Consider the following 14,860-nt stretch of genomic DNA (forward strand, 5'->3'; position numbering starts at 1 on the left):
GTAAAAAGAAGTGCTTCTTAGTCCTCAAGAACAGGAAACACAATATAAATTTATATATTTGTTTTTTTTCCTTACGGTTTGTACAGTCTATGCTTACTCTACTAGTAGAAATTTATCTATTGGCATGCAACTAGTTTTTGTAAGTTTAATACTATTATATGCTGTAAAAACTAATAAATTTAGGTTAACAATACATTTTATTTGGATGGGGCTATTTATAACTTGGGGGCTATTTATCTCTTTATTTGCTTTTGATGTTCAAACCTCTTCAATAGATGTAATTAATCTAGGTTCAAAGTTAATGTTTTATACTGCTGTTATATCATTTATCAATGATGAAAAGAAATTTCATTTTGCATTAAAATGTATTGTGTTTGCTGGGGGTGTACTCACTTTAAGAGTCTTAATTTCTACTCCTTTTGACGTATGGGGTACGGAAAGGTTAGGTGGGAACTTAGACTTAAACCCAAATAGAATTGGGCTGGTATTGGCATATGCAAGCATCTCAGCTGCATATTTAGGGAAAGAGCTCAATAAAAAACAGTATTATATTTACATTATTCCTTTTATTATTATAGGCTTACTAACGGGTTCTAGAAAAGCGTTTTTGGTAATAGCAGGGGGGGTTTCGTTGGTATTCCTTCTCATGGCTAGTAAAATAAAGCATAAGATATTAACCGTCCCTATAATTCTCTTATTTATATGGATATTATATGAAGCTACTATGAATATTCCAATGCTTTATGATGTAATAGGAAAAAGACTTGAAGGTATGAACATATTAACTGGAAACCTTAATGCCTCTAGTCTTACAAGGTTATCGTTGATAGAAGAAGGATGGCTACTTTTTAAGCAAAGTCCTATTGTGGGTTATGGTTTTGAAAATTATAGGTTAATAAGTTCCTATGGTTCTTATGCACATAATAATTATATAGAGTTATTAGTTGCAACGGGTGCTGTTGGCTTTATTTTGTATTATAGTCTTCTGTTCGGTATATTAATATCTTCGGTTATAAGGAGAATAAAAGGGAATAAAAACTATAGTGTAATTATTGTGTTTATAACAATTATATTGTTTATGGATACCGCATTAGTTTCATACAAACATCTAATAACGCATGTAATAATAGCATTGTGTGTAAGTTATTATATCTATCTAAAGCGTGACGAAAGGTATTACAAAGGTAAACGTTATTATGATCAAGGTTAGAGGTGGTAAAAATAGTGGTTAAAAAAATGTTACGTGTTATTAGAAATCCATTTAGGTTAATACGTATCTTAGGTGATCGTAATTTATTAAATTGGATTCCAGATAAAATCTATTTAAAATTAGTTTACTTTGGTGAGTTAGGAAGAGGGTTGGATTTAGAAAATCCTAAGACATTTAATGAAAAAATACAGTGGCTAAAGCTTTATGATAGAAACCCAGAATATTGCATATTTGTTGATAAGTATGCTGTTAGGGCACATATAAGTAATACCATTGGGGATAAATACCTTATTCCACTTCTAGGTGTTTATAGTAGCGTTGAAGAAATAGATTGGGACAACCTTCCAAGTAGATTTATAATGAAATGCACTCATGGTTCGGGATCTAACATTATTTGCAAAGATAAAAGTAAGTTCGATATAAAAAATTCTAAAAACAAACTAAAAAAGTGGATGAATAAAAATTGGTTTTGGTTTGGAAGAGAATGGCCATATAAAGACCTTAAACCTAAGATTATTTGTGAACAATTCTTAATAGAAACAAATAAAAGTATAGGACTAACAGACTTTAAATTCTACTGTTTTAATGGGGAACCCAAATATTGTCAAGTGATAAGGGGAAGAGGTAGTCATGAAACCATTGACTTTTATGATACGGATTGGAATCATATGTCTTTTAATGGATTGAGACCCCTTCCTAAGTCAAGAGAGGCTCATTTAAAACCAGAAAAGTATGAGTTGATGTTACAGTTAGCCAAAAAACTTTCTGAAAATATACCTTTCGTTAGGGTGGACTTTTACCTCGTAAAAGGAAATATATTTTTTGGAGAATTAACCTTTTATCCTACAAGTGGTTTTGGTACATTTAAACCTGTTAAATTTAATAGGGTTATAGGAGACTTATTGAAATTACCTAATAAAAGTGTGAATTAATTCAATTAGAAGGGTTGATTAATATGGAAATAATTTTTGGTGGTGACGTAGTTCCGACAAATAAAAATATAGATCTGTTTTTTAAAGGCGATAAGATTAATTTATTGGGAGAAGAGTTAAGCGAATTTTGGAATAAGGCTGATCACCGTATTTTTAATTTAGAAGTGCCATTGGTAGATTGGGAAAGGCAAATTACTAAATGCGGCCCCAACTTAATAGCTTCAACTAAGACATCTAGAGGGATAAAAGCTCTTCAACCTAGTTTAATTACATTAGCAAATAATCATATTATGGATCAAGGAGAGCAAGGTCTTAAATCCACTAAAAAAGTATTGGAAGAAAAGAACATCCCTTTTATAGGTGTTGGAGATAATATTCATGAAGCGATTAAACCATATATACTTTATAATAATGGATTGAAAGTCGGGATATATGCTTGTGCCGAGAATGAATTTTCAATTGCTAGTAAAGACAAGGCTGGAGCTAATCCTTTTGATCCTTTAGAAAGTTTAGATCATATAAGGGAACTAAAGGAAAATTGTGATTATGTAATTGTTACTTACCACGGTGGAAAGGAACATTACCGTTACCCGTCACCATATCTACAAAAAGTCTGTAGGAAAATGATTGAAAAGGGTGCTGATTTAGTTCTATGTCAACATAGTCATTGTGTGGGTTGTTACGAAGATTATATAAGAGGGAAAATAGTCTATGGCCAAGGTAATTTTATATTTAATAAACACGATAATGACTATTGGAATAATAGTTTTTTGATTAAAGTTAGTCTTTCAAAAGATATAAATGTTGATTATATTCCTATTGTAAGAACTGAAAAGGGGACACGCTTTGCAAATCCTAAAGAATCAAAAACTATTCTAGAAGGCTTTTTAAAAAGGTCAGAGGAAATTTTGAATGATGGTTTTATTGAAGAGGAGTACAAAAAATTATCAAAAGATTACCTTGGGATATACCTTAGGAAACTATCAGGTTATGGAAAGTGGCTTTCTCGTATTGACCGAATTATATTAAAAAATAGACTAATTAAAAATAAATATAGTAAAGAACAATTAGCAGCTATACAAAACACGATTGAATGTGAAGCTCATAGAGAACTTATAATTAAAGGTTTGGATCTGGAATTAAATAAATCAAAGATATAATACATCATTATATAAAAAATTTTAACATGCATATTGTTGTGTCTTCTTTATCCAATATAACTAAAGTTAAAAATAATAAATTCTTGTGGGCCTTCCGTTTGAAAATATATTTGGTTATTTGAAATTAAATAGTACAGTTATATAGTAAATTTAAATAAATAAACATTTTGCCTTTGGAATTGGATGATTACCTTAGTTCTCCACAGGTGGAATGTTTTAAATTTTTAAAGTGGAAATATAATTCATGGATTCTATTTTCGAGGTATGAGAGGGGCATATGTATTTATGCTTAAAAAACTAGTCAGTATTATAAAAATTTTTATTTTGAAATTTAAATATCAAAAGTTGTTAAAAATTAAAGGTTTGAAACATGTAATTAACTATGATACTAAGATAAAAGTACAAAGTCAAGGTAGTTGCTATCTAGAGGGTGTTCGTACTCAATCTAACGTACATTTAGTTTGTGTAAATGGTAATTTGGAAATAGGAAAACATGTTAGTTTTAATAGAAATTGTATTGTTATTTGTAGACAAAAGATTTCAATTGGTAACAATTGTTCTTTTGGTCCGAATGTGTGTATATATGATCATGATCATATCTTCAATAATAAAGGATTTGAAGCCAATAAGTACAAATGCTCTGATATTACTATTGAAGAAGGTTGTTGGATAGGAGCTGGTGTAATAATTTTAAGGGGTACACATATTGGGAAAAACTCTGTTATAGGTGCAGGTACCGTTGTAAAAGGTGAAATTCCTTCTAATTCTCTTGTAACAGCGAATAATACAAATAATATAGTCCCTATTAAATAATTACTTATTTATCCATTCAAGGTTCTGTTATTATGTGAGGAGATTTTATTATGAAGATACTATTTAAGATAGCAGGTTTTGGGGGAGGAGCTCCATTATCTATTCTCCAATACGCGAATATTTTCTTAGGGACTGGAAATGTAGTAAGGGTTGATGGTTCTAAAAATAACGAAGCTATAGAACTGAAGTTTAAAGAAGCTGGTATCCCTATAAAATATTCATCAAATTTGGAAAAGTTGTTTGCCAAAAAAAACCTTTTTCAATTAGTTAAATCAGTCTTTAAATTTTATGACGATGTTGTTTTAGAAGAAGTAGATACAATAGTATCAGTTAGCCCAATTAATATTTTTTTCTGCTCATATATTAGTAAGGTCTTAGGTATTAATCACCTTATTGTAGTAGCTGGAGGAGATATGTCTAATAAAATAAATACTATAAAGTATTGGTCAGCAAATAAGGTTATTTGCTTTAGTAGTGAAAATATAGATTCTGTGTTATCTGGAGGTTACCCTGGCAGTGAAATTTCCATTATCTCAAACAGAATTTCCTGCGTTGAGGATACAAAATGGAAAATGCACTATTCTGAAGTTGAAAGTAAAGTACCACTTAATCTATTAATTGTCTCAAGGTTAGACTCTAACAAAGTCAAATCTGTTAAAGCTACCATGGAGTTAACAAAATGGTTACATTTAAATAATCAAAATGTTGTTTTAAGAATTGCTGGAGACGGTAGCCATTTTGGTAGTATAAAATCAATTGCACATGAAATAAACAGAGAAGTTGAAAAAGAACTTATTATCGTTTTGGGTCACGTGAATAATTTAAATAATGAATTCTATCGGGCGCATTTTGTCTTTGGGAAAGGAAGAAGTGTTGTTGAACCTATAATGGTTAATAGGATAGGGTTTGTAGTCGGTGAAGATGGAAACTTTTCAATTTGTAATGATGAAAATATTGAAAACCTCTATCATTATAATTTTAGTGGTAGAAATATTTCTCACATTACTTCAAAGGAAGATATATTGACTATTATTAAAAAAGTTAGGGAGAAAAATATTAATTTTGATGATTATTATAGTACTTTTGAAAAAGTTAGGTATAGATACCACACGGACTATTTAAAAGATAAACTTTATCCGATGTTTGAAGAAGACTATATGAGAAGTAACAATAAGAAAAAGGAAAGCAAAAAAAGAATTAAACATAAAATAATATTATTATCTGCAACAATAAATTACTTCAGGTTAGCATTAATAAGTAAATTTCAAAAAACTAAATAATAATAAATTTCTTTGATTCTAATTATTTTCCTTAGAGATCCAGCTATATAAATTTAGGTTTATTAAAATACTTGATAATATTAAATTAAAAACTAGAAGGAGTTATATAATGTCATTAATTTTAGATAGAACCCAAGTCAAAAAAGAGTATGTGATTAAGGGTGGAAATAAGTTATTTGGAGAAGTGAAGTTATCAGGTGCTAAGAATGCAGCTTTACCGATGATAGCAGCAGCATGTCTAGGAGAAGACTTTACTGTACTTAAAAATGTTCCGACAACTTTACGTGATGTAAATATTTTAATTGGTATTTTACAAGAGTTAGGCGCAACTATTGAGATAGATGGTACAACTGTCTCTTGTAAGCGAGGAAGTTTTCCAAATCAAAAAGTTGCACCACAAAGAGCAAGTGAAATTAGATACTCATTATTACTATTGGGTCTCGCCGCAGCATTTGGTGAAGAGTTAGAGTTGCCACTACCAGGTGGATGCAAAATTGGTGATAGGAAATATGATCTTCATATTCTAGGGATGGAGAAACTTGGTGCACACGTAAAAGAAAATGAGCGCGGTTTACATTTAGTTTCACATAAATTAATAGGTAATAATATTGAATTCTACCTCCCGACGACATCAGGTACAGAAAATGTTATGATTGCTTCAGTATTGGCTGTAGGAAACACAACTTTATTAAATGCCAATACTCGTCCAGAAGTTATTCAATTAGCAGACTTACTTAACGCAATGGGAGCAAAAGTTTCTTGTAGTAATCGAGTAGTTTCTGTAGAGGGGCAAACTAGAATTCGTGGGGGTGTTGAAGTTTCCGTAATGCCAGGGTGGGACGAGGCTGTGACATATGCAGTTGCTGCTGGAGTCACTGGTGGAGAAATATGCATCCCTAATTTTAATACAACATTTATTAAAGAAGACGTTCGCTATCTAAACCTTGCGGGTGTACAAGTATTTGAATGGGGTTCTTCAATTTATGTATCTGGTAAAGGTGAAAAGAAGACATTTGATTTATTTACAGCACCTTACCCTGGAATTAACTCTGATATGCAGCCTATATTTGCTACGTTAGCTCTTGCTGCAAAAGGTACAAGTACAATTGCTGACTTACGCTTTACAGATCGCTTCCAGTATGTAGAGGAATTAAAGAAGTTTGATGCCGATATTACTGCCTTTGGAAATACAGCAATAATTAAGGGTGGGAAACCTTTAAAAGGGACTAACGTAAGGGCAACAGATTTACGTGGAGGTGCAGCTTGTATTTTAGTGGGGTTATTTACTGAAGGTGAGACTGTTATTACTAACATTGCACAGATAAGTCGAGGTTATGAAAATATTCATCAAAAATTATCTAGTTTAGGTGCGGATATCGATGTTAGGTGACTTATCATGCAAGGTGTTTCTCGATACTCATTTGGCTCCATATACCTCATGGAAAGTTGGTGGGAAGTGTAGAGCTATTGTTTTTCCCGAAACTATTGAAGAAATTAAGTCCATTATCAAATATTGTAAAGTAAAACAATTACCCTATTTTGCTATGGGTAATGGTTCAAATATATTAAAGAGTGATGATTATTATGATGGAGTTATAATTAATATCTCAAAGACATTAAATTTTATTACTATTGAAAAAGACAAAATAGTAGTTGGGAGTGGGTGTATGCTTCCAAAACTTGCATTTCATTTAGCTAGAAATGGAATAGGTAACTTTGATTTTTATGCTGGAATACCTGGTACTGTTGGTGGTGCAGTTATTATGAATGCTGGTTCAGCAGGGAAAGAAACTAAAGATGTATTGCTATCTGTTACTTATCTAGATGAAGAAGGTGACATACAACACGAAATCGTTGATAGTATTGGGTTTGATTTTAGATTGAGTAAATTTCAGAGAAGAAATGTTGTTATTTTATCAGCTGAATTTAAAAAAGAATTGGTGGATAAAGAACAAGCTTTAGCCTTGACAAAGGAAATAACGGATCGTAGACGAAAGAAATTTCCTCTTAATGTTCCAACTGCAGGTAGCACATTTAAAAGTCCACTAGGAGGACCTTATCCAGGAAAGGTAATTGAACTGCTAGGGCTAAAAGGTACAGTAATTGGTGGAGCAAAAATAAGTCTAATTCATGGCAATTGGATCGAGAATGTTGGAAATGCTAGTTCGGGAGATATAGAAGGATTAATTTCATTTATCCAAAAGGAAGTAAAGGATAAGGCTAACATTACTTTAGAATTAGAAGTAATTAAGGTATAGAAACATTTGTGCAAATGGGTGATTGTAATCTCATATATTATTTTTCAGTGATCCTCCTTTTAGGGGGATTTATTTATTTTGCTGGTTATTTAATTGTGAGATTCAATCCACTTAAACTATAGTAATTATATAAAGATTAAAAATGAGTACGCAAAGTTAGTAGAGGGGAAGGGTATGATTGAAAAATAAAAAAAGAAGCTTTGCTTTTAATATAGTTACCTCATTTATTACTAAGTTTGTGGTTTTATTTGGGGGATTTATTGCCTCAATTTTACTGGCTAGAATACTAGGACCAGAGGGAAAAGGTATTATTGTCTCACTTTTAGTGGTCCCTACGTTAGTAGCAACCTTGGCCCAATTAGGGGTGAAAAGATCAATTGGCTATTTTATCGGCCAGTCACTGTATAAAAGGGATGAAATTCTTTCCTCTGCGTTTATTTTGTGGTTAGTTACAAGTGCAATTTCAACATTTATTGTTGGATTTTACTTTTTTGGATTACTATCTTCAGATTATCATTGGTTACTATTGTTAATAATATTAATAACGGTACCATTAAGACTTATATATAACTATGCGAGTGGAGTTCTTGAAGGACAAGAGAAAATAGGAAAAATTAATATTAATCAACTGCTTAAAATTTTAATAAGAATTTTAGGTATCATTTTATTTATATGGTTACTAGATTTAGATGTTTTAGGTGCTGCATTTGTTGAATTAATAATTTATATGACTGTTTGTGTTTATATTATATATATAATAATTAAGAATAATCCTATCAAACTTAGATATATTGCTCCAATACCACAGAAATTAGCTAGTTATGGAATGCGTTATGCTTTTGCATTTTTCGTATTGACACTTAATTATAAAATTGATTTAGTAATGTTGGAACGAATGGTGGCTGCTAGTGATGTTGGGATTTATGCAACTGGAGTAAATTTAGCTGAATTAATATGGCAGGTACCTGCTGCAGTTACATTTGTACTATTTGCAAGGAGTGCAAATAGTAAAACGGTGGAAGAGGCGGTAAATCGTTCTACCCTCTTATTAAGAATTGTTTTGCCTATTTTATTAGGTGTGTGTGTTGTACTTTTTTTAATAGCTGAAGTTTTTATTACCTTATTATATGGAGAAGCTTTTAGTGATGCATCTAAGATACTAAGAATATTATTACCTGGTGTATGGATTATTGTAATTTCGAAAATATTACATTCAGATTTACAAGGTCGTGGACAACCCTTATTTGCAGTGTGGGCGTTTTTGGCTCCCGTAATTATAAATATTATGCTAAATATTTATTGGGTTCCGTTATATGGTATTGAAGGGTCAGCATGGGCTTCAACAATTAGTTATACAATTGGTGCTATTACACTAGGTATTATCTATTCACGAGTCCATAAAATTCCCCTTTCACAACTAATCTTATTAAGAAAAAAAGATATAGAATTGTTGAAAAGTAAAATAGTTTTATTAATGCGAAAGAAGCTATAATGAAATTGAACCTATATTAAATGTTAACATTCCAAGGAGCATCTAGATTTTTTAGATAGCAAAAAGGAGAATGGTTGTATTGAAAATAATTAAACTGTTAAGATCCACCCTTAAAAACAAAATAAAAAAACGGAAATTATATAAATTTTCATACGGTTTTCTAACAATACTAAGATCTAAATCTATAAATTCGGTTTGGCAAAATGTTGTTATTTTATTTTTAATGGCATCGGATAAAAGGCTACTTAGACATCTAGATAGGGTTGTAAAAAAACAAAAACTCAGAAGTCAAGAGAACCAAAAAACTTTAACTTCTATAGCTAGAATATATAAAAATGAGCCTCATAATTTAAAAGAAGAGATTTATTCCAAGATCTTAGAAGGTCTCAATATTGAAGAGGTACCTCAATTCATTACAAGGCAATGTAATGACAATTCTATTTCCTTGCAGCAGTTTGGCTCATTTAGAGTAAGTCTTAATTCACGGTCGAGAAAGCGCCAAATGTTTAATCACTTGCCTGAGTGGATACTTGAAGATAAGGAAAAAGGGTATTTTTTCGTTGATAAACTTGGTGTTAGAAGACCTTGGTATTCCAAAAGAAGTGTAAGCTATTCTGAATTACCATATGAAGAAGGTATTGTAATTAAACCAGCGAACGCAAGTGGTTCAAGGGGAGTGTATATAGTTCATAATGAAAATCAGATATATGATATTAAAAGAAGTACTACTTTAAATGGAAGAGAGGAACTCTATAAGAATATAAAAGCTGACTTGGAGAATAATAAAGTAAAACAAGATCAATGGCTCTACGAAGAAATTATTTATGAAGATAAAATTAGTAAGCTTTCGGGTCGGGATTTTAAATTTTATTGTTTTTATGGAAAAATAGCTCTAATACTCGAAATAGTTAGGTATCCTGAGGTAAAACATTGCATGTGGGATGCAAATGGTCAAAAAATGAATACTGGTTTATACAAGGAGAGTCTTTTTGAGGGATCTGGAATTTCAAAGGAACAAATAAATGAGGTTTCGAAAATTAGTTTAGAAATACCTGCCCCATTTATAAGAATTGATTTTATACAGTCATCTAATGGATTAGTTTTTGGTGAATTTACACCCAGACCAGGAACTTACGATGCTCATAATAATGAATCAGATAGATGGCTAGGGCAACTTTTTTTAGAAGCGGAAGAGCGTTTATATATGGATTTACTTAATGGGAAAAAATTCGAAAAGTACAATGAATTTTTATCAGGGATCAATGTCGAAAAATAAAGGGTTTTAAAACTTACTAATTAAGTTTATAGTTTGTTAGATAAGAAGGTTAAATATTTGATTTTTAGAATTTGTTAATAATCATCTGAATAGAGTGTAAAATGCACTGACCTTTTTAAGTTAACTTGTAAATTCTAAAAATTAATAACTAGATTAGTAAGTTGTTTTCCTAAATCTACTACTTCACTTTATAGCTTAGATAGGGTGAATTTTTTTATATTTAAATAACTCTTCCTTTAATATCACAGTAAGAAAAAGATGTTACAATAGATAAGTATTTCTATGTAATGAGTAATGTGTGTATATCATTATTTAAGATTTATTTATAGAATAATTGAATTGAGAGAATGTTATTAGAAGAGTATTTATATATATTAATTAAAATCGTATCCAAAACAAATATTCTATAAGGAAGAGGGCCTGCTCCTAATACGCAATAGTAGTTCATCTACACATTCTATGGAGTCGGATTAATTTTTTTTAATAAAGTATAGAAGGAGTGATAAAAATGAAAGTTTTCATAACTGGTGCAGCTGGCTTTGTCGGTATGCATCTTTCAAAAAAGTTATTAGAATTAGGATATAACGTTTTCGGGTATGACAACTTGAATGAGTACTATGATGTTAAATTGAAATATGATCGGTTAACAATATTGAATAAGTTTGACTCTTTTGTATTTTATGAAGGAGATCTGGCTAATCATGATATGCTAAATAAATGTTTTAATAATGAACAGATTGATGTTGTAATTAACTTAGCAGCGCAAGCCGGAGTGCGATACAGCCTAGAAAACCCTCATGCTTATATTGACTCAAATATATTAGGCTTCACTAATATATTAGAGGCTTGTCGTCACAATGACATTAAACATTTAATTTATGCATCTTCAAGCTCTGTATACGGAGCCAATGTGAAGATGCCTTTTTCAACTTCAGATGAAGTAAATCATCCAGTAAGTTTATATGCTGCTACAAAAAAGTCAAATGAGTTAATGGCTCATACGTATAGTCATTTATATGGTATTCCTACAACTGGGCTTCGTTTCTTTACCGTTTATGGTCCGATGGGAAGACCTGATATGGCATATTTCTCTTTTACTAAAAACATTGTTGAAGGAAATACGATTAAAGTTTTCAATGAAGGAAACATGCAGCGTGATTTTACCTATATTGACGACATTGTTGAGGGAATTGTACGTTTAATTGATCAACCACCTGTACAAAATGAAAATTGGGATCGTGAAAATCCAGACCCAAGCTCAAGCTATGCACCATATAAAGTTTATAATATTGGTAACAACCAACCTGTTAAATTAATGGACTTTATCTCTACATTGGAAAAACATTTAGGTATTGAAGCAAAGAAAGAATTTTTGCCAATGCAGCCAGGAGATGTGCAGGCGACGTTTGCAGATATTGAAGCATTAAACCGAGCAACAGGCTTTAAACCTACTACTTCAATTGATGAAGGACTAAAAAAGTTTGTTGAGTGGTACAAAGATTATTATAATGTAGGTAATTGAAGCTAATCCCCTCTTGGTGAAAGAGGGGTTATTTTTTTTATAAAGAGGTAACAAAAGTACCTTAAGTAAGGGAGTATATAAAGATGAAGATTGCTATTGCAGGGACGGGCTACGTAGGCTTATCTAACGCCGTACTATTAGCTCAACATAATGAAGTTATTGCTCTTGATATTATTCAAGAAAAAGTAGATATGATCAATAATAAAAGATCGCCGATAGTAGATAAAGAAATTGAAGAGTTCTTAGCAACAAAAGAGCTGAATTTAACTGCAACTACTGACCCTACTGAAGCGTTTAAAGAAGCCGAGTTTGTTGTCATTGCGACACCAACAGACTATGATCCTGAAACAAATTATTTTAATACAAGCTCAGTAGAAAAGGTAATTGATAATGTGCTGTCAATTAACCCAGATGCAGTAATGATTATTAAATCTACAATCCCAGTAGGATATACAAAAGAAATAAAAGAAAAATTCCAAACGGAGAATATCATGTTCTCTCCTGAGTTCCTTCGAGAAGGAAAAGCTTTATATGACAATTTATATCCTTCGAGAATTATCGTTGGTGAGAAATCTGAACGAGCAGAGAAGTTTGCAGCGTTATTAGCTGAAGGAGCGATCAAAGAGGATGTTCCTGTACTGTTTACAGATTCAACAGAAGCAGAAGCGGTAAAGCTCTTTTCTAACACATACTTAGCCATGCGTGTGGCGTATTTTAATGAGCTAGATTCTTATGCCGAAGTTCATGGACTGAATACAAAGCAAATTATTGAAGGAGTTGGATTAGACCCTCGTATTGGTGGTCATTACAACAACCCATCATTCGGATACGGTGGCTACTGCCTACCAAAGGATACAAAGCAATTAAGAGCTAACTTTGAAGGTGTCCCTAATAATATTATTGGTGCAATAGTAGATGCAAACGATACTAGAAAAGAGGTTATTGCATCTAGAATTATCGATCAGAAACCAAAAATGGTAGGAATCTATCGACTAACAATGAAAACAGATTCTGATAACTTTAGAGCATCTGCTATACAAGGGATTATGCAACGTATTAAAGATGAAGGTATTGAAGTTGTTATTTATGAACCAGTGTTACAAGAGGACCAGTTTGATGGTTTTACAGTAATTAAAGATTTAGATGAATTCAAGCGTGTATCTGATATTATTGTTTCAAACAGACTTGAACCTACTTTAGTTGATGTAGAAGACAAAGTTTATACTCGGGATTTGTTTAATAGGGATTGATGTTTAGGGTATTTTCATGGACAGCTGTTATTCTTTGGGCATCGTTAATCTTCTATCTATCTCATCAACCAGCAGAAGCATCTAGAGAATTAAGTGGTGGCGTAACTGAAGTGATAGCTCAAGCAGTAGAAAAAGTTGCCCCTAATATGGAATTTGATATTCGAGACTTCCACGGTGAGGTCAGAAAGAACGCTCACTTTTTTATTTATCTAATTCTTGGTTTTTTGGTGATTAATGCTTTAAGGTCAAGTAGCTATCGAAGCATAGGCTTGGCACTACTGATCTGTATACTCTACGCCATATCTGATGAAGTCCATCAGCAGTTTATTCCAGGGAGATCTGGTGAAGTAAGAGATGTCATCATTGATACTGCTGGTGCGAGTATTGGGATTGGAGTGTATTTGTTGTTTAGTAGGGTAGTGAAAAAGAGACGGAGAGCTGATATCTACAGTATGAGAGATGAAAAAGTAAGTTGAGTTTTGGGAGCGTGGGAAGGAGCGCGGGGACGGTTCTCGCGCTTTCAAAAATAAACTATACCTCTTATTATACCTATACATGTAATTGTATTTAATGGTAACGCTTGGTTGGCTTTTTAAGCGTGGTTTGAAAAATTCTGTAGAATATTGTAATAGTACAATTTACTCACTGAATACCCATTAATAAAAATGAAATGGGTGGTTCAACATGAGCAAGCAGCCAAAGAAGATAAAACTTTCCCAGATAAGGTTGGAAACAAGTTATCGAAAAAGTGAGAAGGATTTAAGTTTAGAATTAAACATTAATAGACAAGGACTAAAAGTGCCGTTAATTGTTGAGGAAGAAGGTAAAAATCAATATGTGTTAGTGGATGGGTACCGTCGCTTTTATGCCCTTGAATTTTTAGAAATAGAAGATGCCGAATGTAATGTAGAAAAGCAATCATCAGAAGAGGAAAGAATAGTTAAAAGGTTAGGGATAGAGTTACACACTAAGAAGAGAACTGCATACCAGCTGGAAAGAATGATTAACCGACTATTAGAAAATGAAAATTACGATGCCAGATTAATTGCGAGCCTTTGTGATGTCACTGTTGAGACTATAAACAAATATATACGTGGCTCCGAAGTTAATCCGGAATGGATAAGAAGAGGAGAGCAAACTGGTGCTGGTAGGCATGCATTCACTGATATTCATAAATTAAATATAAGTGAAGAAACAAAAAATTACATTGCTGATAAATATATAGATCGACAAATCAATAAGTCCACTGTTGATATCATAAGAAAAGCTACCAATGAAAATGCTTTTAAGGATATACCGGAGGAAAATACAAAAGAATGTATTGACCAGATAATCGAGCAGCACACTAAAAACTATGAAACTGTGGAAGAGATTGTCAGTGAAAGTAGTTTGCAAGCTGGATACACTAAAAGTAATCATACATTCATGCATAATGTAACATTGGTCTTAATAAAGAAAATAGAGAGAATATTTCGCAACCGATATTACGCGGATTATCTATCAGAAAAGGAAAAAGGTAAACTGACTAAATCACTCAGGAACTTAATATTAATATTGAACCCTCCACTAAAATGGTCGGATTTTCCTAAGGATGAACAGGCTCGTGAAAATCTAGAAGATGAAGACGGTGAAAGCTTGGAACATTAATAAAGTCTCAAAGCTTCATA

General features: G+C 32.0%; 13 protein-coding genes. All 13 read left to right on the forward strand.

Going from position 1 to position 14,860, the window contains the following annotated elements; all coding sequences use genetic code 11:
- The first annotated feature begins 10 nt into the window (after nt 1–10).
- Nucleotides 11–1,210 (forward strand): O-antigen ligase family protein, encoded by a 1,200-nt coding sequence (locus AC1FXZ_RS10485; RefSeq protein ID WP_480053294.1) that lies wholly within the window; start codon nt 11–13, stop codon nt 1,208–1,210.
- Between the two features lie 14 nt (nt 1,211–1,224).
- The gene (locus tag AC1FXZ_RS10490; RefSeq protein WP_480053296.1) at nt 1,225–2,142 is read left to right on the forward strand and encodes an ATP-grasp fold amidoligase family protein; all 918 of its coding nucleotides are present in this window, start codon (nt 1,225–1,227) and stop codon (nt 2,140–2,142) included.
- Nucleotides 2,143–2,165: 23 nt separating this feature from the next.
- On the forward strand, nt 2,166–3,302 hold the full coding sequence (locus AC1FXZ_RS10495; protein WP_480053298.1) for a CapA family protein: 1,137 nt from the start codon (nt 2,166–2,168) through the stop codon (nt 3,300–3,302).
- Between the two features lie 285 nt (nt 3,303–3,587).
- Nucleotides 3,588–4,115 (forward strand): acyltransferase, encoded by a 528-nt coding sequence (locus AC1FXZ_RS10500; protein ID WP_480053300.1) that lies wholly within the window; start codon nt 3,588–3,590, stop codon nt 4,113–4,115.
- Between the two features lie 50 nt (nt 4,116–4,165).
- Nucleotides 4,166–5,395: a glycosyltransferase family protein gene (locus AC1FXZ_RS10505; RefSeq protein ID WP_480053302.1), complete on the forward strand. Its 1,230-nt coding sequence runs from the start codon at nt 4,166–4,168 to the stop codon at nt 5,393–5,395.
- Nucleotides 5,396–5,504: 109 nt separating this feature from the next.
- Nucleotides 5,505–6,785 carry a UDP-N-acetylglucosamine 1-carboxyvinyltransferase gene (locus AC1FXZ_RS10510; protein WP_480053304.1) on the forward strand — a complete coding sequence of 427 codons (1,281 nt, stop codon included), beginning with the start codon at nt 5,505–5,507 and terminating at the stop codon, nt 6,783–6,785.
- Complete coding sequence (gene murB, locus AC1FXZ_RS10515; RefSeq protein ID WP_480053306.1) at nt 6,775–7,653, forward strand: UDP-N-acetylmuramate dehydrogenase; 879 nt, start codon at nt 6,775–6,777, stop codon at nt 7,651–7,653. Before AC1FXZ_RS10510 ends, murB begins: the two co-directional genes overlap by 11 nt.
- A gap of 178 nt (nt 7,654–7,831) precedes the next feature.
- Entirely contained in the window at nt 7,832–9,145 is a 1,314-nt protein-coding gene (locus tag AC1FXZ_RS10520) for an oligosaccharide flippase family protein (protein WP_480053308.1), read from the forward strand.
- 79 nt (nt 9,146–9,224) lie between these two features.
- Nucleotides 9,225–10,421 (forward strand): ATP-grasp fold amidoligase family protein, encoded by a 1,197-nt coding sequence (locus tag AC1FXZ_RS10525; protein ID WP_480053310.1) that lies wholly within the window; start codon nt 9,225–9,227, stop codon nt 10,419–10,421.
- Between the two features lie 508 nt (nt 10,422–10,929).
- Nucleotides 10,930–11,943, forward strand: coding sequence for an NAD-dependent epimerase (locus AC1FXZ_RS10530; protein ID WP_480053312.1), 1,014 nt, complete (start codon nt 10,930–10,932; stop codon nt 11,941–11,943).
- An 83-nt stretch (nt 11,944–12,026) separates the two neighbouring features.
- Nucleotides 12,027–13,193, forward strand: coding sequence for a nucleotide sugar dehydrogenase (locus AC1FXZ_RS10535; protein ID WP_480053314.1), 1,167 nt, complete (start codon nt 12,027–12,029; stop codon nt 13,191–13,193).
- Nucleotides 13,193–13,669 (forward strand): VanZ family protein, encoded by a 477-nt coding sequence (locus AC1FXZ_RS10540; RefSeq protein ID WP_480053316.1) that lies wholly within the window; start codon nt 13,193–13,195, stop codon nt 13,667–13,669. Before AC1FXZ_RS10535 ends, AC1FXZ_RS10540 begins: the two co-directional genes overlap by 1 nt.
- Before the next feature lie 208 nt (nt 13,670–13,877).
- Complete coding sequence (locus AC1FXZ_RS10545; protein ID WP_480053318.1) at nt 13,878–14,840, forward strand: ParB N-terminal domain-containing protein; 963 nt, start codon at nt 13,878–13,880, stop codon at nt 14,838–14,840.
- The last annotated feature ends 20 nt before the right edge of the window (nt 14,841–14,860 follow it).

This window comes from Halalkalibacter sp. HAAS-P014 (genome assembly GCF_056619965.1).

Coding starts and splice junctions, on each gene's coding strand:
- AC1FXZ_RS10495 (WP_480053298.1), top strand. CDS start 2,166: ATGGAAATAATTTTTGGTGGTGACGTAGTTCCGACAAATAAAAATATA.
- AC1FXZ_RS10500 (WP_480053300.1), top strand. CDS start 3,588: ATGCTTAAAAAACTAGTCAGTATTATAAAAATTTTTATTTTGAAATTT.
- AC1FXZ_RS10505 (WP_480053302.1), top strand. CDS start 4,166: ATGAAGATACTATTTAAGATAGCAGGTTTTGGGGGAGGAGCTCCATTA.
- AC1FXZ_RS10510 (WP_480053304.1), top strand. CDS start 5,505: ATGTCATTAATTTTAGATAGAACCCAAGTCAAAAAAGAGTATGTGATT.
- murB (WP_480053306.1), top strand. CDS start 6,775: ATGTTAGGTGACTTATCATGCAAGGTGTTTCTCGATACTCATTTGGCT.
- AC1FXZ_RS10530 (WP_480053312.1), top strand. CDS start 10,930: ATGAAAGTTTTCATAACTGGTGCAGCTGGCTTTGTCGGTATGCATCTT.
- AC1FXZ_RS10535 (WP_480053314.1), top strand. CDS start 12,027: ATGAAGATTGCTATTGCAGGGACGGGCTACGTAGGCTTATCTAACGCC.
- AC1FXZ_RS10540 (WP_480053316.1), top strand. CDS start 13,193: ATGTTTAGGGTATTTTCATGGACAGCTGTTATTCTTTGGGCATCGTTA.
- AC1FXZ_RS10545 (WP_480053318.1), top strand. CDS start 13,878: ATGAGCAAGCAGCCAAAGAAGATAAAACTTTCCCAGATAAGGTTGGAA.